General features: G+C 63.6%; 16 protein-coding genes. 8 read left to right on the forward strand and 8 right to left on the reverse strand.

The window, feature by feature from the left end:
- Positions 1-240 precede the first annotated feature (240 nt).
- Positions 241-759, forward strand: a complete 519-nt coding sequence (locus RBH77_RS11110) for a GNAT family N-acetyltransferase (RefSeq protein WP_311032232.1) — start codon at positions 241-243, stop codon at positions 757-759.
- Positions 760-786: 27 nt separating this feature from the next.
- Here RBH77_RS11110 and RBH77_RS11115 read toward each other — a convergent pair whose 3' ends face one another.
- Genes RBH77_RS11115 through RBH77_RS11130 form a run of 4 tightly spaced genes read right to left on the reverse strand, consistent with a single transcriptional unit; the run spans position 787 to position 7,611 of the window.
- The gene (locus tag RBH77_RS11115) at positions 787-2,856 is read right to left on the reverse strand and encodes a hypothetical protein (protein ID WP_311032233.1); all 2,070 of its coding nucleotides are present in this window, start codon (positions 2,854-2,856) and stop codon (positions 787-789) included.
- Positions 2,853-5,693 (reverse strand): DUF4159 domain-containing protein, encoded by a 2,841-nt coding sequence (locus RBH77_RS11120; protein WP_311032234.1) that lies wholly within the window; start codon positions 5,691-5,693, stop codon positions 2,853-2,855. The genes RBH77_RS11115 and RBH77_RS11120 overlap by 4 nt, the downstream gene beginning before the upstream one ends.
- Positions 5,690-6,607: a DUF58 domain-containing protein gene (locus tag RBH77_RS11125; RefSeq protein ID WP_311032235.1), complete on the reverse strand. Its 918-nt coding sequence runs from the start codon at positions 6,605-6,607 to the stop codon at positions 5,690-5,692. Before RBH77_RS11125 ends, RBH77_RS11120 begins: the two co-directional genes overlap by 4 nt.
- Positions 6,607-7,611: an AAA family ATPase gene (locus RBH77_RS11130; RefSeq protein WP_311032236.1), complete on the reverse strand. Its 1,005-nt coding sequence runs from the start codon at positions 7,609-7,611 to the stop codon at positions 6,607-6,609. Before RBH77_RS11130 ends, RBH77_RS11125 begins: the two co-directional genes overlap by 1 nt.
- 128 nt (positions 7,612-7,739) lie before the next feature.
- On the opposite strand from RBH77_RS11130, the gene RBH77_RS11135 reads away from it, so the two are divergent.
- From RBH77_RS11135 to RBH77_RS11145, 3 genes are read left to right on the forward strand one after another with little or no spacing between them, the layout of a single operon-like run.
- Positions 7,740-8,366 (forward strand): DUF1285 domain-containing protein, encoded by a 627-nt coding sequence (locus tag RBH77_RS11135; RefSeq protein WP_311032506.1) that lies wholly within the window; start codon positions 7,740-7,742, stop codon positions 8,364-8,366.
- Positions 8,367-8,368: 2 nt separating this feature from the next.
- Complete coding sequence (locus tag RBH77_RS11140; RefSeq protein WP_311032237.1) at positions 8,369-9,007, forward strand: CoA pyrophosphatase; 639 nt, start codon at positions 8,369-8,371, stop codon at positions 9,005-9,007.
- Entirely contained in the window at positions 9,004-10,293 is a 1,290-nt protein-coding gene (locus tag RBH77_RS11145; RefSeq protein WP_311032238.1) for a CCA tRNA nucleotidyltransferase, read from the forward strand. The genes RBH77_RS11140 and RBH77_RS11145 overlap by 4 nt, the downstream gene beginning before the upstream one ends.
- Before the next feature lie 56 nt (positions 10,294-10,349).
- Here the strand turns inward: RBH77_RS11145 and RBH77_RS11150 are convergent, their stop codons facing one another.
- From RBH77_RS11150 to hemF, 3 genes are all read right to left on the reverse strand, one after another.
- Complete coding sequence (locus tag RBH77_RS11150) at positions 10,350-10,535, reverse strand: DUF1059 domain-containing protein (RefSeq protein WP_311032239.1); 186 nt, start codon at positions 10,533-10,535, stop codon at positions 10,350-10,352.
- Between the two features lie 96 nt (positions 10,536-10,631).
- Positions 10,632-12,101, reverse strand: coding sequence for a pilus assembly protein TadG-related protein (locus RBH77_RS11155; protein WP_311032240.1), 1,470 nt, complete (start codon positions 12,099-12,101; stop codon positions 10,632-10,634).
- 210 nt (positions 12,102-12,311) lie between these two features.
- The gene (hemF, locus tag RBH77_RS11160; RefSeq protein ID WP_311032241.1) at positions 12,312-13,226 is read right to left on the reverse strand and encodes an oxygen-dependent coproporphyrinogen oxidase; all 915 of its coding nucleotides are present in this window, start codon (positions 13,224-13,226) and stop codon (positions 12,312-12,314) included.
- 101 nt (positions 13,227-13,327) lie between these two features.
- Here hemF and RBH77_RS11165 point away from each other — a divergent pair, with 101 nt between their 5' ends.
- Positions 13,328-13,585: a hypothetical protein gene (locus RBH77_RS11165; protein ID WP_311032242.1), complete on the forward strand. Its 258-nt coding sequence runs from the start codon at positions 13,328-13,330 to the stop codon at positions 13,583-13,585.
- On the opposite strand, the gene RBH77_RS11170 is transcribed toward RBH77_RS11165, so the two are convergent.
- A complete protein-coding gene (locus RBH77_RS11170) occupies positions 13,554-14,036 on the reverse strand; it encodes a tRNA (cytidine(34)-2'-O)-methyltransferase (RefSeq protein ID WP_311032243.1) in 483 nt (160 codons plus the stop codon). The two genes, RBH77_RS11165 and RBH77_RS11170, sit on opposite strands and share 32 nt — an antisense overlap.
- Positions 14,037-14,071: 35 nt before the next feature.
- Here RBH77_RS11170 and RBH77_RS11175 point away from each other — a divergent pair, with 35 nt between their 5' ends.
- The 3 genes from RBH77_RS11175 to RBH77_RS11185 all read left to right on the forward strand — a co-directional run bounded on the left by RBH77_RS11175 (position 14,072) and on the right by RBH77_RS11185 (position 18,238).
- Complete coding sequence (locus RBH77_RS11175; protein WP_311032244.1) at positions 14,072-14,272, forward strand: hypothetical protein; 201 nt, start codon at positions 14,072-14,074, stop codon at positions 14,270-14,272.
- A 253-nt stretch (positions 14,273-14,525) separates the two neighbouring features.
- Positions 14,526-16,373, forward strand: a complete 1,848-nt coding sequence (locus RBH77_RS11180) for an ABC transporter ATP-binding protein (protein WP_311032245.1) — start codon at positions 14,526-14,528, stop codon at positions 16,371-16,373.
- Positions 16,370-18,238: an ABC transporter ATP-binding protein gene (locus tag RBH77_RS11185; RefSeq protein ID WP_311032246.1), complete on the forward strand. Its 1,869-nt coding sequence runs from the start codon at positions 16,370-16,372 to the stop codon at positions 18,236-18,238. The genes RBH77_RS11180 and RBH77_RS11185 overlap by 4 nt, the downstream gene beginning before the upstream one ends.
- Positions 18,239-18,241: the final 3 nt, after the last annotated feature.

The following is an 18,241-nucleotide window of genomic DNA, read 5'->3' on the forward strand; positions in this document are numbered from 1 at the left end:
CGGTGCGGCGAGCCCAACCCTTCGGTTCCTGAACAGTCCGTTCTCGGCGGGGGCCGCCGTCAATTTCATGCAGATGACGATTGCGCGCGACGCCAAAATCGTCTAGCGGGGAACTCCTTGGAGGAAGAGCCTTGGTCACCATCCGTTTCGAGCGACGACGAGCCCGCGCCTGACCCGGCGCCGGCGTGTGCTGCGCCGAACCATCTGTACAACTCGTTCTCGAACCGGAACCGATCGACCATGAAGGCAACCGATTTCGCCTACCTGCAGGAGCAGGCGGCTCACGACTCCCAAATCGACGAAATCAACGAAGAGGCGTTCGGCCCCGGTCGCTACACTCGCGCGGCCTATCGCATCCGCGAAGGCGGACCGCACGAGCGCGCGCTTTCCTTTGTTGCCATGCAGGGTGAAACCGTGATCGGCTCGGTGCGCATGACATGGGTGGCGGCGGGGAAGGGCAGGGCACTGCTTCTCGGCCCGCTTGCGGTCAGGCCGGAGTGGAAGAATATCGGTATCGGCCGGCGCCTGGTGGCGATGGCGCTCGATGCGGCGGCGAAGGCCGGCGCGGGCGCCGTCGTGCTGGTGGGGGACGAGCCCTATTACGGGCCGCTCGGCTTCCAGCGCGTGCCGCGCGGACAATTGTCGATGCCCGGCCCCGTCGATCTCAATCGCTTGCTGGCGCACGAGATCGCGCCGGGCGCAGTAGCAGCCCTGACCGGCATGCTCGACCACGAGAACAGGGCGCGGGCGGTGGTGTAGCCGGCGCCCCTGCGGTTGGTGGCCAGCCTATCGCCCTTCGCGGTACCACATGGCGCCCATGGCGAAGAGCAGCAGCGCCAGGCCGAGGAAGCCGCCGAAGAGCGGCACGCGATCGACGGCTTTCAGGACACTGTCGCCGGTGGTCCTCAAGCCGATCCAGTCGCGGCCGGAGGCGTCGCCGGAACTGCGCACCGGAACGATGCCGGGAAGGTTCATATTGCCGGACTGGTCGGCGAGCCGCCTGACGCTGCCGCCGGTCGCTTCGGCGAAGGGGCGGAGCTTTTCGGTCGTGGAGACCGGATCGGCGAATTCGGGCGCATTGACGGGGCCGACATGGGCGAGCGCGGTCAGGTCGCCATTGCCGATCTGGTAGAGGCCGATCTCGTCGGTATCGACGCTGCCGGTGAATACGCCCGGCTCGGACTTGGAAAGCTTCACCGTCAGCTTCTTGCCCGAAGGCGTGATGACGCGCGCGTCACCCGGATCGTCGCTCATGGTCTGGCGGCGGATGTTGAGCGTCATGCCGGAACCGTCTGCCGTCAGGCGCTCTTCCTCGAGATCCGGCTCCTTCATCAGCCAGTGCGCCACGCGCCGGTAGAGCGCCACGTCCGGGCCACCGCCCTCATAGCCGCGTGACCATAGCCAGCCCTGGTCGGACAAGAGCATGCCGACCCGGCCCTTGCCCTTGCGGTCGAGGATGAGAAGCGGCTGATCGTCGGGACCCTTCATCACCACTTCGCCCTGGGGATGGTCGACGACGATATCGCGGAACCAGCGGCCCCAATGCGGCGGCTCGGAGCCGGAGCCTTCCAGCCCGCGCGTGACCGGATGGCGCTTGCCGGTCTCGGTCAGGCGCGGATAGAAGCCCTTTTCGATGATGTCGCCGGTCGGCAGGGCGGGGAGAGCCGAAATCAGCGGCGTTCGCGCGATCGAATTCTCGCCGGCATATTCGGGGCCTGCTGCGATCAGGAGCGCACCGCCGTTTTCCACGTACTGAGCGATGTAGTCGTAATAGAGGATCGGCAGCACGTCGCGGTGCTGGTAGCGGTCGAAGATGATGAGGTCGAAATCCTCGATCTTCTCGACGAAAAGCTCGCGTGTCGGGAAGGCGATCAGCGACAATTCGTTGATCGGCGTGCCGTCCTGCTTTTCCGGTGGGCGCAGGATGGTGAAGTGGACGAGGTCGACCGAGGCGTCCGATTTCAGCAGGTTGCGCCAGGTGCGCTCGCCGGCATGCGGTTCGCCGGAGACGAGCAACACGCGCAAATTCTCGCGGATACCGTCCACCAGCGCGATCGTGTGGTTGTTGGTCGTACTGATCTCGCCCGGAACGGCAGCCACCGACAATTCGATGATGTTGCGGCCGGCATTCGGCACTTGGATGGAGATCGGCGTCTCGTGGCCGAGCCGCGCCTGGTCGAACGACACCGTCTCACCATTCACGGACACGCGGACATTGACGGTGCCGTCGCCGCCGGCCGTATCGGTGATTTTATAGGTCAGTTCCAGCGGCTTGCCGACGATACCGAAACGCGGCGCCTTCTGGAAGAAGATGCGGCGGTCGCGCTCGTCCGCGCGGCCTGTTATCAGCGCATGAAGCGGCGCCGGGAAAGAACCTGCCTTCCCCGGTATGTCGTGGACCTCGCCATCGGTCACCATGATGGCGCCGCCGATGCGCGAGGGCGGTACATCGCGGAAGGTGCTGTCGAGCGCGGCGAAGAGCCTCGTCTCAGCGCGTTCGTCGGCCTTAGGCGAACGGCCGGCCTCGACGACGCGCACGTCGAACTGCTTGAAGCGAGCGAGCCGGGCCTTCAGTTCCTCGACGGCGGCGTCCGTCATTTTGGCGCGATCGCCGATGTCCTGGCTCTGGCTCTTGTCGACGACCAGCGCGACGACGCTTTTCAGCGGGTCGCGCAGCTCATCCAGGAGAACCGGATTGGCCAGCGCGAGCGCCAATGCGAGGAAGGCAAGCAGCCTCAGCCACGCGCCGCGCCGGCGCAGAAAGAGGCCAACGCAGGCAAGGATGAGGAGCGGCACCAGGCCGGCGGCGATCCAGACCCACGGGATGAGCGGTTCGAAGCTGACGGACCAGTTCATTGCCCCAGCCTTTCGAGGAGGGTGGGCACATGCACCTGGTCGGATTTGTAGTTGCCGGTCAGCATGTACATCATGATGTTGACGCCCGCGCGGTAGGCATAGACGCGCTGCATCGGGTCGTCGGGCACGGTCGGAAACATCGGATTGCCGTTGTCGTCGATGGCCCAGGCGCCGGCGAAATCGTTGCCGGTGATCAGGATAGGCGAAACGCCGTCGCCGGTGCGGACCGGACGGTTGGCGCTACTCTTCGCTTCGGCGGAGGCCTCCACCCAGAGTGGGCCGTCGTCATAGCGACCGGGGAATTCCGGCAGGATATAGAACGATTTCGTCAGTACGTGGTCGGGCGGCACGGGCTCCAGCGGCGGCACGTTGAGGTTGGAGAGGATGTCGCGCAGGCGCTCGGTGGCGGGGCTGACGTTACTCGCGTCGAGGCCGTTGGTGAATTGGTCCCGCGTGTCGAACAGCACCGTGCCGCCCTGCTTCATATAAGCATCGATACGGGCGATGGCGTCTTCGGACGGCATTGCCGCTCGGGCGTCGATTGGCCAGTAGATCAGCGGGTAGAAGGAAAGTTCGTCCTTGGCGATATCCACGCCAGCGGGGTCGCCCGGCTCCAGAGCCGTCTTCTCGATCAGGAAGCGGGACAAGCCAAGCAAGCCGGCGCGGCTGATATCGTCTATTTCCTTGTCGCCGGTGATGACATAGGCGATGCGGGTCTTGGAAACCGCATCGATCGCTACCTGGTCACCGGGCTTGGTGTCGTCGGCAAAGGCATGGCCGGATGCGGCCATGAGCAGACCGCCCACGATCGCGAACGCGAAGAGCGATGCGGCGGCCGAAGCGGAAGCGGCTTTGCGGGGGCGGCGGCTGAAGAGGCCGCCCAGCCACAGCACGGCCAGCGCGTCGAGGATCATCAGGATAAGGGCGGCGAGGAGGAAGGAGCCTTTCAGAGCGCGCGACTGGTCGAGCGCATAAGCGACTTCCGTGACGGGAAGCGAAGTAGCGGGTCGCTCGAGCGGGACGAGCTTTGTGTCGGCGTCAAGCAGATTATGCGCCACGACGCCGTCCTCGCCGCCATAGAGCCCGGGCGGATTCTCGATCGTGACGGGCGCGGCGGCATTGCCCCGCTCCAGCGGCCGGGCGTCGGGCGACGGCGGACCGAGCGTCCCGTCGGCAGCGACCATGCGATAGGGCGGCAAGGCGCTCTGTGCGGTTTCACCGGCACCGTTCGTTATAGCGCCCTGATTGCGGGAGAGGGAGGCGATACGGTGCAGCATCTCGACGAAGCTGCCGGAGATCGGCAGGTTCGACCAGGTCGCTTCCGGCGTTACATGGAAAAGGACGAGCGTGCCCTTGCCGCGCTTTGCCCCGGTGACGAGCGGGGTGCCGTCAGCGAGGCTAGCCCATGTGTGGTCGGCCAGATCCGGTGTCGGCTCGGCCAGTACCTGCCGGTTGACGGTCACGTCCTGAGGTGCCGAGAGTTCGGAGAACGGACCGATCGAGGGGAATTTCGCCACCGGCTGCGGCTTGGTCCACGACAAAGCGCCGCCGAGCGAGCGCTCGCCAAGCCTGAGCGGCACGGGTAGAAGTTCCTCGTCGTTCTCCGTCACCGCCGCCAGCCGGGGTCCTGCGAAACGCACCAGCGTGCCGCCATCCTTCAACCAGCCGATCAACTTCTGGCGCGCGCTCGGCGGCAGCGTGCCGATATCCGCCATGACGATCATCGCCGGCTTCTGGTCGATCAATTCGGGAATGGCTTTGGCCAGGTCCTGGTCTTTCGGCTCGATGAGATCTGCGAAGGGCCTGAGCGCCCGGCTGATGTAATAGAGCGGCGACAGGAGCGGCTGGGCAAGGTCGTTGGAATCGGCCTGAGAGAGAAGGCCGACACGTCGGCGCCTGGAACTGTCGTCCAGAACACGCATCGCGCCGGCCTGACGCTGGCCGTCGATGGCGATCGAGGTGAAATCGTTGCGTAGTTCGAAGGGGACCGGGACCTTGCCGGTCGCCTTCGAGGCGCCGGGCGCGAAGGTGAGCGTCGCATCGGCGATGCGACGGCCCTTGGTGTCGAAGGCGCCGATCGTCGCCTGGCGCGGGCCCTTGTCGTTTTCAGCGCGGACGGCGGTGACCGCGAAGGCGTCGGGCTGGTTATCCGCGGCCGTCAGGCCGAGCGTCGTCAGCCTGTCTGGTGCCGCCCAGACCAATCCGCTTTCATTCTCGCCCAGAATGGCCTTGAAGGCGGCCTCGTCGCCCTTGGTTGCCAGCCCGTCGGATAGGATGGCGAGCCGTGCGCCTGGAAACTGATGAATTGCTGCGGCGACGCGGCCATAGACGGAAGCGCGGTCGACGGGGATCGGGCGGGGCTTTGCCGCGCGCAACCTGTCCTCGGCTGTCTTCGCATCGAAGGGGCCAATCTCGGCATTCGGCTTTTCGGCGGTGAAGGCGAGCATGACGGGTTCGTTCCTGTCGCCCGCGTCCGCGATCAGCCGGGCGGCGGTGGCGACGCGCTTGTCCCAATCGGGCGCCGAGGCCCAGCCATTGTCCATGACCATGGCAAGCGCACTCGCCTTGGTGGGCAATTTCTCGCGCGGATTGATAACTGGATCGGCCAGCGCAAGAATGATCAGCGCGGCCATCAGGAGGCGCAGCAGCGTCAGCCACCATGGACTGCGCTCCGGCGTCTCCTCGCGCTTCAGGACGCGCGCGAGGATGCGGAGCGGCGGAAAGACCTCGTCCTGCGGCCGGGGCGGTGTTGCCCGGAGCAGCCACCAGATGACGGGCAATGCCGCCAGCCCGAAGAGGACGAGCGGCTGCCCGAACGAGAGAGCGAGCCAACTCATGCGTGCGCCCGTTCGGCGAGGCCGGCATCGGCGGAGAGCGCCAGATGAACGCGCACCAGTGCTTCGGAAGCGGGTCGGTCGGTATGATTGACGGTGTAGCTCCAGCCGAGCCGTGTCGCCCAGCGGGCAAGCTCGTCGCGCCGGGCCTGATAGAGGCGGGCATAGTCCTCGCGCAGCATCTCGGCGCGACCGGCGGTCAGCTTTTCACCGGTTTCGGGATCGCGGAATTCGGTGCGGCCGGCATAGGGAAAGCTCTCCTCGACCGGATCAGCCACTTCGACGAGATGCGCGCGGGCGCCGCGTCCGGCCAGCACTTCCAGCCAGGCTTGCGTTTCCTCGACCGCGTCGAGGAAGTCGCCGACGAGCACGACGTCGGAAAAGCGGCGGACGGCACTCAGGTCGGGCCGGCCGGGGCGGTCCGGCGCATGCGTGAGGTGTGCGGCCAGCCGCTCGGCGCCGTCGCGCGCGTTGAAGGGGTCGGTAAGCCCCGGCCAGGCGATGCGCTCGCCGCTGCGCGACAGGAGTTCGGCCAGGGCGAGGGTCAGGACGAGCGCCCGGGATTCCTTGGAAACGAGCGCATTGGCCGATTTGAAGAGCATGGACGGCGAATTGTCGGCCCACAGCCAGACCGTATGTGCGGCTTCCCATTCGCGGTCACGAATATAAATGTGGTCGTCGCGTGCCGAGCGACGCCAGTCGATGCGCGAGACGGGCTCGCCCTCCACATAAGGGCGGAACTGCCAGAAATTTTCGCCGATGCCGCGCTTGCGCCTGCCGTGCCAGCCGGCGATCACGGTGTTGACGACACGACGGGCCTCGACCAGCAGGTCGGGCACGAGCGCCGCTTGCGAGCGGCCGCGGGCTAGAGCGTCGCTGGTAAGGGCAGGAGCGGTCGCCTCGCCGATACGCGCCATCACATGCCTTTCACCAGCCGCGCCACCACATCGCGTACGTTCATGCCTTCGGCGCGGGCGGCGAAGGTAAGCGCCATGCGGTGCTGCATGACAGGCTCCGCCAATGCGCGCACATCGTCGATCGAGGGCGCCAGCCTTCCGTCATAGAGTGCGCGGGCACGAGCACAGAGCGTCAGCGCCTGGCTGGCGCGCGGACCGGGCCCCCAGGCGACATGCCTGTCGGTCTCGGCGTTGCCCTGGCCGGGACGGGCCGAGCGGACAAGATCGAGAATGGCCGTCACCACGCTTTCGGGCACCGGCATGCGCCTGACCAGAAGCTGGATCTCCTTCAGCCGTTCGGCGGAAAGGACGTTTGCAGCCTTCGCTTCCTCGACGCCGGTGGTTTCCAGGAGCACGCGTCGTTCCGCTTCCAGTTCGGGATAGAGGATGTCGATCTGCATGAGGAAGCGGTCGAGCTGCGCTTCGGGCAGCGGGTAGGTGCCTTCCTGCTCGAGCGGGTTCTGGGTGGCAAGCACATGGAAGGGCGAGGGTAGGTCGTGTCGGGCGCCGGCCACGGTCACATGGTATTCCTGCATGGCCTGCAGGAGTGCGGACTGCGTGCGCGGCGAGGCGCGGTTGATCTCGTCGGCCATCAGAAGCTGTGCGAAAACCGGCCCGTGGATGAAACGGAAGGAGCGCTTCCCCTTCGCATCCTGCTCCATCACTTCCGAGCCCAGTATGTCGGAGGGCATCAGATCGGGCGTGAACTGGATGCGCCTTGCATCGAGGCCGAGCACGATGCCGAGCGTCTCGACCAATTTGGTCTTGGCGAGGCCGGGAACGCCCACCAGCAGCCCGTGACCGCCGGCGAACAACGTCACCAGCGCACGTTCGACCACGCCGGCCTGGCCGAAGATGACCTTGCCGACACCTTCCTTGACGCGAGCGATGTCGGCGAGGGCGCGCTCCGCCTCGGCGATCATTTCCTTCTCGTCGATCGGCTTGCCGGTGGCGATGACGCTCATGCCGCTTGCTTCCCTTGCTGCGTGATTCACCCTATTGCGGGTGATTCGCCTCTTCCCATGGACAATGGGGTGAACTTAAATCACCCCCGATGGCTGACAAGCGGAAGAACAGTGACTATTTCGTGACGATGTTCGACGAGCAGCAACCAGACGCAACGCTTTCGGCGGCCCGTGACACAAGCGGCCTTGATGCGCTGATCGCACGCGCGGCACGCGCCGGCAAGGGCGCGCCGCCGGTGGAGCGCTGGAACCCGCCCTTCTGCGGCGATCTAGACATGGAGATAAAGGCCGACGGGACGTGGTTTTATATGGGGACACCAATCGGCCGGGCGCCTCTGGTCAGGCTCTTTTCGACGGTGTTGCGCAAGGATGAGGACGGGAAGACCTATCTCGTCACTCCAGTGGAAAAGGCCGGTATTCGTGTGATCGACGCGCCGTTCGTCGCGGTCGAGATGGATGCTTCGGGCATAGGAGAGGAACAGGTGCTGACCTTCCGCACCAATGTCGGCGACGTGGTGGAGGCGGGTCCGGAGCACCCTTTGCGCTTCGTCGACGAGGTCGGCACGGACGGGCTGAAGCCCTATCTGCATGTGCGCGGACGGCTGGAAGCGCTGGTGGCGCGGCCGGTGATGTATGAACTCGTCAATGTCGGCGAGGAGGTCGAGTTTGACGGCAGGTTGATGTTTGCGGTCCGTTCGAAAGGCATGGTCTTTCCGATCATACCGGCCGAGACACTGAAGAAGCTGAGTGCGTGACGATGGACGCGCACGCGGTCGAACCCTATTCCGCGGCTGATTTCCGCATGCGGGCGGAGCGTCGCAACATCTCCGCCGTGAACAGTGACGGTGATTATGGCGACCATCGCTTCAATCCCGAGCTTCGGCGCTTCATCGTCCGCGATGGCCTGCGCAACGCGGCGGTACTCGTTCCGGTGGTGGACCACAAGGGCAGTGCAAGTGTCATCCTGACCAAACGCACCGAGAAGCTCAGAAACCATTCCGGCCAAGTCGCCTTTCCAGGCGGCAGCATCGACCCTTCGGACGCTTCTGCTGAAGACGCGGCGCTCCGCGAAACGGAAGAGGAAATCGGGCTCGACCGAGGCTTCATCGAAGTGATCGGCCGGCTGCCAGACTATGTCTCGGGTAGCGGATTCCGCGTGGCGCCCATCCTCGGCATCGTACGGCCCGGTTTTCTTTTGACGCTCAACGCCGATGAGGTGGACGACGCGTTCGAGGTGCCGCTTGCCTTCCTCATGAACGAGGCGAACCACAGCCGCGAAAGACACGAGTGGCAGGGCCATATGCGGAACTACTACGAGATGCCCTATAATGATCATTATATATGGGGGCTGACCGCCGGCATCATTCGCATGCTCTACGAGCAGTTCTACGCATGAGCGCGGCAAAGGGGCCGGAGACGCTTGCCGGGCGCGCGGGCTGGCTCGCCGACAGGAACCTCCAGCGTCTGTTGGCGGCGCTTTCGGAAGGCGGTGAGGAAGCCAGGATCGCCGGCGGCGCCATCCGCAACGCGCTCTTCGGCGCTGCGGTGACCGACATCGACATCGCTACGACGACATTACCGGAAGAAACAACGCGGCGAGCGAAGGCAGCGGGCTTCAAACCGGTGCCGACCGGCATCGAGCACGGCACTGTGACCGTGGTCGCCGGCAACCGGCCCTTCGAGGTGACGACGCTGAGGGCTGATGTCGAGACCTTCGGCCGCCATGCCAGGGTCGCGTTCGGGCGCGACTGGAAGGCCGATGCCGAGCGGCGCGACTTCACAATGAATGCGCTCTATGCCGAGGCGGACGGGACGATTGTCGATCTCATCGGTGGGCTTGCCGATATCGAGAGCCGGACATTGCGCTTCATCGGCGACCCGGAAGCGCGCATCCGCGAGGATTTTCTGCGGATACTGCGCTTTTTTCGCTTTTTCGCCTGGTATGGCTCAGGAAGGCCGGACGCCGAGGGGCTGAAGGCCTGCGCCCGGCTAAAGGACGGGTTGGTGAACCTTTCGGCCGAACGCGTGTGGTCGGAGTTGAAGAAGCTTCTTTCCGCACCCGATCCGTCGCGCGCGCTCTTGTGGATGCGGCAGGCCGGCGTGCTCGGGATGGTGCTGCCGGAAGGCGAGAAATGGGGTATCGACGCGATCCATGCGTTGACGAAAGCAGAGGCAGATCTCGGCTGGATACCCGATCCACTGCTCCGGCTGGAAGCCATCGTTCCGCCGGACGCCGCGCGCATGGAGGAACTCGCCAAGCGGCTCAAACTTTCCAAGGCCGAAGGGGGGCGGCTGACGAAATGGGCGCTGGCGGAACGGATAAAGCCTTCCACGACCGAGGTCGCGCTGGCAAGGGCGCTTTATCGCGGCGATCCGAAAGCGGAAGAGGACGGCCTGCGCCTTGCCTTCGCGTCCGCGCGGAGCCGTGCAGTGGACGATGACAATGCGTTGATGATCGAGGCGGGCAACTATGCGCGCCTTCTCAGCTATCTGGAAAGATGGAAGCGGCCTGTTTTCCCCGTCAATGGCGACGATCTGCGCGGATTGGGCCTGAAACAGGGCAAAAATGTCGGCGAACTGCTCACCGAACTCGAATCGGAATGGATCAACACAGGCTTCGCGCTCGACCGCGACGCGCTGATGGCGCGCGCCGCGAAAAAGATCGGCAATTCAGGCCATTAGAAGCGGCTCCGCGGAAATAGATTCCGCTTGTTCACAAATTGATTCAGCTTTTTCAGCTAAGCCGCGTCGCGGACCTTCTCGATGCGCGAGCGGATGGCTTCGATCATCGTCTCGCGGATCGTATCCTCGCCGTGAACCTCACGCAGATGCTCCACCGCGCGGCGCATGACTTCCGCCTCGTCTTCGGCGCGGGTGTGCCACTCGCAGCCGGGCACCAGCGAACCGCAATGAAATTCCTTCATCGGAAATCCTCCTTGTCCACGTAACATGGATCGAAGGATAACACGAAATGGGGCGATTTCGTTGCCAGGCCGGTCAAAATTCCGAAGCTCCGCCTATCAGCGCGCAAGCCGCACGTTGGTGAGCGACTGGGTGATGCCGGAGAATGCATCCGCCAAGGCGGCGGAATTGGTGGCGTCGTAATAATGTTGCGCATCGGTCGCGCAATTCTGCAGCATCGTCTTGGCGTCACCGTCGCCCACCATAAAGGCGATGGAGAATATCTCCACGTTTTTCGACTTCGCGTAATCGCAGACGGTTTCGGTGTCCTTGTTGACCTGAGCCGATTTGTCGGGATCGAGGACGTTGTTGACCGTGGGGATATTCTGATATCCGCCTTTGTTGGACCCGCTCCTCACGACCATTCGTGAATTGAGCCCGTCGGTCATCAGAACGATGACCTTGCGCGGGTTCTGGTTCTTCGGGTCGTAGGCCGCACCGTCCGTCAGCGGCGCGGTCGGAGAAAGCATATTGATCCCCCAGATCATACCGCCCGGAATGTACGTATCGGCGTTATATCCCGGCGACGACGTCGTCATCCCGGAGACCGCGGCCTGGACCTTGTTCTGGTCGTCCGTCAACGGCGTTATTTCAGACAGGCAACTCTTGTAGTTACCGCCATCGAGAAAGCCGGGATAAGGGATCGAGGCGCGTTGATCATCGAGCACGAGAGCGGTTCCAGACAGTCTCGATCCGATGCAACCCTTCCACGTGTAGGAGACCGCGGCATTGCCGCCGCTGCAATGCGTCACCTCCCGCGTTACCGGATCGTTGTACGCCAAGCACTGTCCGTTGCACATGGATTGTTTGACCACGCCATCTACGGTTCGGGTGCACGATACCTTTTCATATGTCTTGCAGGTCGAGACGGTCTCGTATGTCGAAGGCTGGCACACCCTTTCGGTCGCGGGCGTTGTATATTCCGCCGGGATCGAAAGCCAGCTCGCGTTGCGATTTGCCACACCGACATTGATGTTGTCGGCATAGGGAACCAGTCCGACGCGCACGCCGCCGTTGCTATCGGAAAACAGGTTGGTGACAAGGTCCTTCGCAGCGGCCTTGAGCGTGCCGATCTTGTTGTTGTCGTTCATCGAGGCCGTATTATCGAGGACAAGCGCTACTTCCACGCTGCCCGAGACCGAACGGATCGCCAGCGAATTCGCCTTCACGTCGAGCGTGTTGATATGACCGAGGGCCATGAAGGTTGTCGGAAGAGTTCCTTCGAGCGTCAGATCGACCCTTTCCGTCGTCCCTTGCAGGCTGGCGACATGGACGTTGTCGACCTGATTCCCGGTATAATTCGCGGCGATATAGTCGTTGCCCACCTTGCGAAGCGCGTCTTCGTCCTCGGCGCGGGAGGCCGCCATTGCAAGCGACGCCGCGTCGGCGATCCGCTGGAGATGAGCCTGCGCGCTGAGGTAGCGTGCATAATCCACGCCCAGCCCGACCGACAGGAGAAGCGGAATGGCGCATACCGCCAGGACTACGGAATAGGCGCCGCGGCGATCGGCGAGAAAGGCCCTTGTCATCGATTGCTTCCCCTGCATGCCCCACCCCCTGATGTCGGGCTTTGCATGCAAGGAACCGTTTGCCGCTTTCTTTTCGGTTAGCCGCCGCGAAAATCTGGCGGTAGGGCGCGGGAAATCGTCCCGTTTGGTGAACGAACCCTCACTTCCGTGTGCGAAAACAATCCTAGCCTACTGAAATCACAGCGCTTCAGCAAAATAGAAGGCAGCTCGCTAGGGCCACTTCACTTCGGGCGGCAGGCTGGACAGGATCGATTCCACATTGCCGCCGGTCTTCAGCCCGAAGATCGTGCCGCGGTCATAGAGCAGATTGAACTCGACATAGCGGCCACGCCGGACAAGCTGCTCCTCGCGTTCCGCATCGGTCCAGTTCTGCATGAAATTCCGGCGTACCAGGTGCGGATAGATGAGGAGGAAGGCACGGCCGACATCCTGCGTGAAGGCGAAATCGGCATTCCAGCCGCCCTTTTCGTGGGAGCTTTTGAGCCAATCGTAGAAAATTCCGCCGATCCCGCGTGGCTCGCCGCGGTGCGGCAGGAAGAAATACTCGTCACACCATTTCTTCAGCTTCTGATAGTCGACGATGGCCGAATGCCGGTCGCAGACGAGTTGCATCGCCTTGTGGAAGGCGACCGTGTCGGGATCGTCCTGCACCCGACGCCTGTCCAGCACCGGGGTCAGGTCGGCGCCGCCGCCGAACCACTGCCGCGACGTGACGACCATGCGTGTGTTCATGTGCACGGCCGGGACATGCGGATTCCACGGATGGGCGATGAGCGAGATGCCGGAGGCCCAGAAGCGCGGATCCTCCTCCGCGCCGGGGATCTGCTTGCGGAACTCCGGCGAGAACTCGCCATAAACGGTCGATGTATGGATGCCGACCTTCTCGAAGACGCGGCCGCGCATGGTAGACATGATGCCACCGCCCCCCTTGCCGGCCTCGCGCAGCCATTGATGCCGCTCGAAACGACCCGCCGCCCATGAGGCTTGTGGACCTGTTGCGTCGTCTTCCAGCGTTTCGAAGGCGGCGCAGATGCGGTCGCGCAACTCGCGAAACCAGCTTTCGGCCGCGGTCTTCTTCTCCTCGATGGCATCCGGCAGGCCGGATGGAAGATCGTGGGGGTCCATGCCTTCTCCGTTCGCGTCGCGCCCTTGCCGGTCGACTTTAGACTCGTTTTTTGCGTCCGCGACACCTAAACTTTCTGTATCGCGGGTCAAGGAGTTGCGTCATGCGCACACCGGCAAGACCATCGCTCGACAGCCTGAAGGAGAGGTTGCGCCGACAGCGCGCCGCCGAAGCGGTCAAGCCACGCGACGGCTTTCTCAGGGAGACTTTCATTCTGCCGCGTGTCGAGGCCCGTGCGAAGGCTCGCGAATGGCTCGACCGCTGGCCGAAACAGGCCTACTGGACGGAAATCGAAAGCTGGCGCGAAGAGCCGGGCGACGTGATCGAGTTCACGATGCGACGGCTGCCGAGCGCGGACTAAGCTGCCGGACCGCTTCGCCAGTCGCCATTGCAACCGACATCGCGACATTCAACGAACGGCCGCCGCCCGGCATCGGGATGAGCAGTCGATGGTCCGCCGCCTCGCGTACGGAATCGGGTACGCCGGCCGATTCGCGTCCGAAGAGCAGGATGTCGCCGGCCCTGAAAGAGAAATCCGTGAAGGGAAGGGCGCCTCTTGTCGTGAAGAGGATGAGACGCCGCCCTTCGGACGCCCGCCAACCCTCGAAGGCGGTCCAATCGACATGGCGTGTCAGCGCCGCCCTCTCCAGATAGTCCATGCCGGCACGCCTGAGCGCCCGGTCGGAAAGATCGAACCCCGCCGGCTCGATCAGATCGACGCCGAGTGCCAGGCAGGCGGCAAGGCGCAGGATCGTTCCGGTATTTCCGGCGATGTCCGGCTGGTAAAGCGCGATGCGGACGGTTTCGTGCACGGATTTCCCTTGTCGAACGGCGCTGCCGTTGCCCGATGGCCACAATTGTCAGGAAGCGTTCCTATCGCGCCACGACCCGTCTGGCCATGTCGGAAGAAGGCGACTATAAGCTGCTGACCGTTAGGGATGGTATTCGTCCCGTGTATGAACATCAGTACGAAAACCGCAAGGAGGCAGGAGTGAACGTGATCATGTTCCCATCGACTTTCTGCCTGCGTGGCTGGCCTCTGGCCTGACGGCGGTTTTCGTTTCGACGCATCCCTGACATTCGGTTTCATCGTCGCGAATCCCGCCGGAGATCATCCCCGGTTCGTTCTGGATTCGCCCAATGTCCGTCTTTCTGCCCAAGAGGCTTTCGGCCTCGCCTGACCAAATCGCTCTGCCGCCGAGCGCTGGCATCCATCTCGTGCCGTTCGTTTTTCAGCCGACGAGGCTGAGAAACCGGCCGGCCTCTCCCCATATTCTCGAAATTCCTTCAAGGCTTTGACGATGTTTCGCTGGTTTGAACAAAGACTCGATCCCTTCCCGGCCGCCGAGCCGGACGAGCCGCCGAAGACGCTTTTCGCCTTCTGCTGGTATTACACGCGCGCCTCGTGGCCGTTCGTCCTGCTTTCCGCGATCTGCATGGCGCTGATCGCCGTCATGGAAGTGTGGATGTTCGGCTTCCTCGGCCACATCGTCGACTGGCTGGCGGCACAGGACCGCGAGACCTTCCTGCAGACGGAGAAGTGGAAGCTGCTCGGCATGGCGCTGGTGGCGGGGGTGGCCTTGCCGGCGGTAGTGACGGTTTCCTCGCTGACCACCTACCAGACGCTCTTCGGCAATTACCCGATGCGCATCCGCTGGCTGGTGCACCGCTATCTCCTGAAGCAGTCCATGGTCTTCTATCAGGATGAGTTCGCCGGCCGCATCGCCACCAAGCTGATGCAAACGGCGCTTGCCGTGCGCGAGACGGTCATCAAGTTCGTCGAGGTGCTGAACTACGTCGTGGTCTATTTCCTCGGCGTCCTCGTCATCGTGGGTTCGGCCGACTGGCGACTTGCTTCACCGCTCGCCGTCTGGATCGTGGCCTATATATTCGTGCTGCGCTATTTCATTCCGCGTCTTGGCCGTGTCGCCGAGGCGCAGGCGGACGCGCGTTCGCTCATGACCGGACGGATCGTCGACAGTTACACGAACATCCAGACGGTGAAGCTCTTTTCGCATGCCAGGCGCGAGGCGGATTACGCGCGTGAGGGCATGAGCGACTTCATGGTGACTGCCTACCGGCAGGGGCGGCTGATCACCTCGCTCTACACTGTCATCTATGCGCTGAACTCGCTGCTGCTTCTGGCCGTCGGCGCACTCTCCATCTGGCTGTGGCTGGGCGAGGCGGTGACGGTCGGGGCCGTCGCGGTGGTGATCGGCCTCGTGCTGCGCCTCTGGGGCATGTCGCAATGGATCATGTGGGAAACCTCCGGCCTGTTCGAGAACATCGGCACCGTCCAGGACGGCATCAGTTCGATCTCGCTGCCAAGGCTGGTCGAGGACAGGCCGGGAGCGCCCGACCTCGCCGTCGAGCGTGGAGAGATCGATTTCGACCATATCCGCTTCCATTACGGCAAGCAGAAGGGTGTCATCGAAGATCTGAGCCTGAGGGTAAAGGCAGGGGAAAAGGTCGGCCTCGTCGGCCCGTCTGGCGCCGGCAAGTCGACGCTGGTGAACCTGCTTCTGCGTTTCTACGATCTCGAGGGCGGCCGCATCCTGATCGATCGGCAGGATATAGCCGATATTGCGCAGGATTCACTGCGCGCCAATATCGGCATGGTCACCCAGGACACGTCGCTCCTGCATCGCTCGGTAAGGGAAAACATCCTTTACGGACGGCCTGATGCCGGTGAGGAGCGGATGATCGAGGCGGCAAGGCGTGCCGAGGTAGCGGGTTTCATCGGCGCCATGGCAGATCCGCAGGGGCGCAAGGGATACGACGCCCATGTCGGCGAACGCGGCGTCAAGCTTTCGGGCGGCCAGCGCCAGCGCATCGCGATCGCGCGTGTGATGCTGAAGGATGCCCCTATATTGATCCTCGACGAGGCGACGTCGGCGCTCGATTCGGAGGTCGAGGCCGCGATACAGGAGAACCTTTACCAACTCATGCAGGGCAAGACCGTCATCGCCATCGCGCACCGCCTTTCGACCATCGCGGCGATGGACCGGCTGATCGTCATGGACAAGGGCCGCATCATTGAGGAAGGCAGCCATGAAGAACTGATCGCGCGTGGCGGGCTCTACGCGCGCCTGTGGCGGCGCCAGTCCGGCGGCTTCATCGACCCGGGGCAGGCGGAGGCGGCGGAGTGAAGCAAGGCGCGATTTTCGATCGGCTCTGGCGCAAGGCCGAGGGGATCATTGATCCCTTCGGCGACACCGACCGCGAAGTGCTGCCCCGCGAGGGCTGGCGCTTCATCCTTTATTTCGCCAGACAGGCGAAGGGGCCGTTCGCGCTGTTGCTCGTCATCGGCGGGCTGGCCGGCATTGTCGATGCCTCGCTCTACTGGGCGGTCGGCTGGCTGATCGACCTGCTCGATTCCTCCAGCCCGAAGACGTTGATCGCCGACCACTGGCCGGAATTGCTGGCGCTCTTGGTGCTGGTGCTGGTGGTGCGCGCCGTCATATTGATCGCCAATGCCGTGGTCGAGCAGCAGGTGATCGTCCCGCATTTCTATCAGAAGGTCCGTTGGCAGTCCTTCCGCCGCGTCATCGAACAGCCCTACGATTTCTACCAGAACGATTTTGCCGGGCGTATCGCCACCAAGATCATGCAGGCGGGCGAATCGACCGGCGATTTCATCGTCTCCTCGCTGCAAACTTTGTGGAGTTTTGCGACCTTCCTGGTGCTGGCGACTTCCATCCTGGCCGCACTCGATCCTCTCATGGCGGTGGTGATCGCTGTGTGGCTGGTGAGCTATCTTGCTGTCGCGCGCGCCCTGCTGCCGCCGCTGCGTGCAGCCGGCCGCCGTACGGCAGACGGCCGCTCGGTGTTGAACGGCCGCATGGTCGATGCCTTTACCAATATCCTTGCCGTAAAACTCTTCGACAGCGGCCGGCGCGAGCACGCCTTTGTGCGCGAGGGAATGGATATCTTCCTGATGGCAGTGATCGATTTGACGCGCGCCATCACCTCGGTACGCGCTGCCGTCGCCATATTGAACGGCATCATGATGGGCGCGGTCATGGTGCTCGCCGTGCATCGCTGGATGGAGGGCGACGCCACGACAGGCGCTATTGCCGCAGCGACCGGCCTCGTCTTCCGGCTGAACACCATGTCCGGCTATATGATGTTCAATATCAACGGGCTGATCCGCAACTTCGCCACCGTGCAGGACGCGACCGGCGTGATATCGGTCGAGCCGACAATCCGTGATGCCGAGGATGCGGCCGAGATTCCGCGCGCTGAAGGCGATCTACGGTTCGACGAAGTCTCCTTCCATTACGGCAAGGGCGGCGGCATCATCGATGGGCTGTCGTTCCATATCCGACCGGGCGAGCGCGTGGCGATCGTCGGCCCTTCGGGCGCCGGCAAGACGACGATCGTCAATCTGGCACTCAGGATTTTCGATATCGAGGATGGCCGGATCCTGCTCGATGGAAGCGATATCCGCAAACTTACCCAGGCTTCGCTCAGGGCGCAGTTCGGTGTAGTCAGCCAGGAACCGCTTCTGATGCACCGTTCGATCCGCGACAACATCGCCTATGGCAAGCCTGGCGCGAGCGAAGCCGAGATCGTCCATGCCGCGAAACGGGCTTCGGCGCATGACTTCATCTTGAATGTCACCGATCCGAAGGGGCGTAAGGGCTATGACGCCCATGTCGGCGAACGCGGCGTCAAGCTTTCCGGCGGCCAGAGGCAACGTATCGCGATCGCCCGCATGATTCTCAAGGATGCGCCGATCCTGGTTCTCGACGAGGCGACCTCGGCGCTTGATTCGGAGATCGAGGCGGCGATCCAGGAAAACCTTGCGCAGATGATGGAGGGTAAGACCGTCATCGCCATCGCGCATCGGCTGTCCACCATCGCCGCGCTTGACCGGTTGATCGTGGTCGATCGTGGACGCATCGTGGAGGAGGGCACGCATGACGAACTCATCCGGCGCGGCGGGCTTTACGCGCAGCTCTGGAAGCGACAGTCGGGCGGTTTCCTGGCAGACCGGATCGCGGCGGAGTAGGGT

Origin of the sequence: Mesorhizobium koreense (assembly GCF_031656215.1) — a bacterium.
Lineage (GTDB): Bacteria > Pseudomonadota > Alphaproteobacteria > Rhizobiales > Rhizobiaceae > Mesorhizobium_L > Mesorhizobium_L koreense.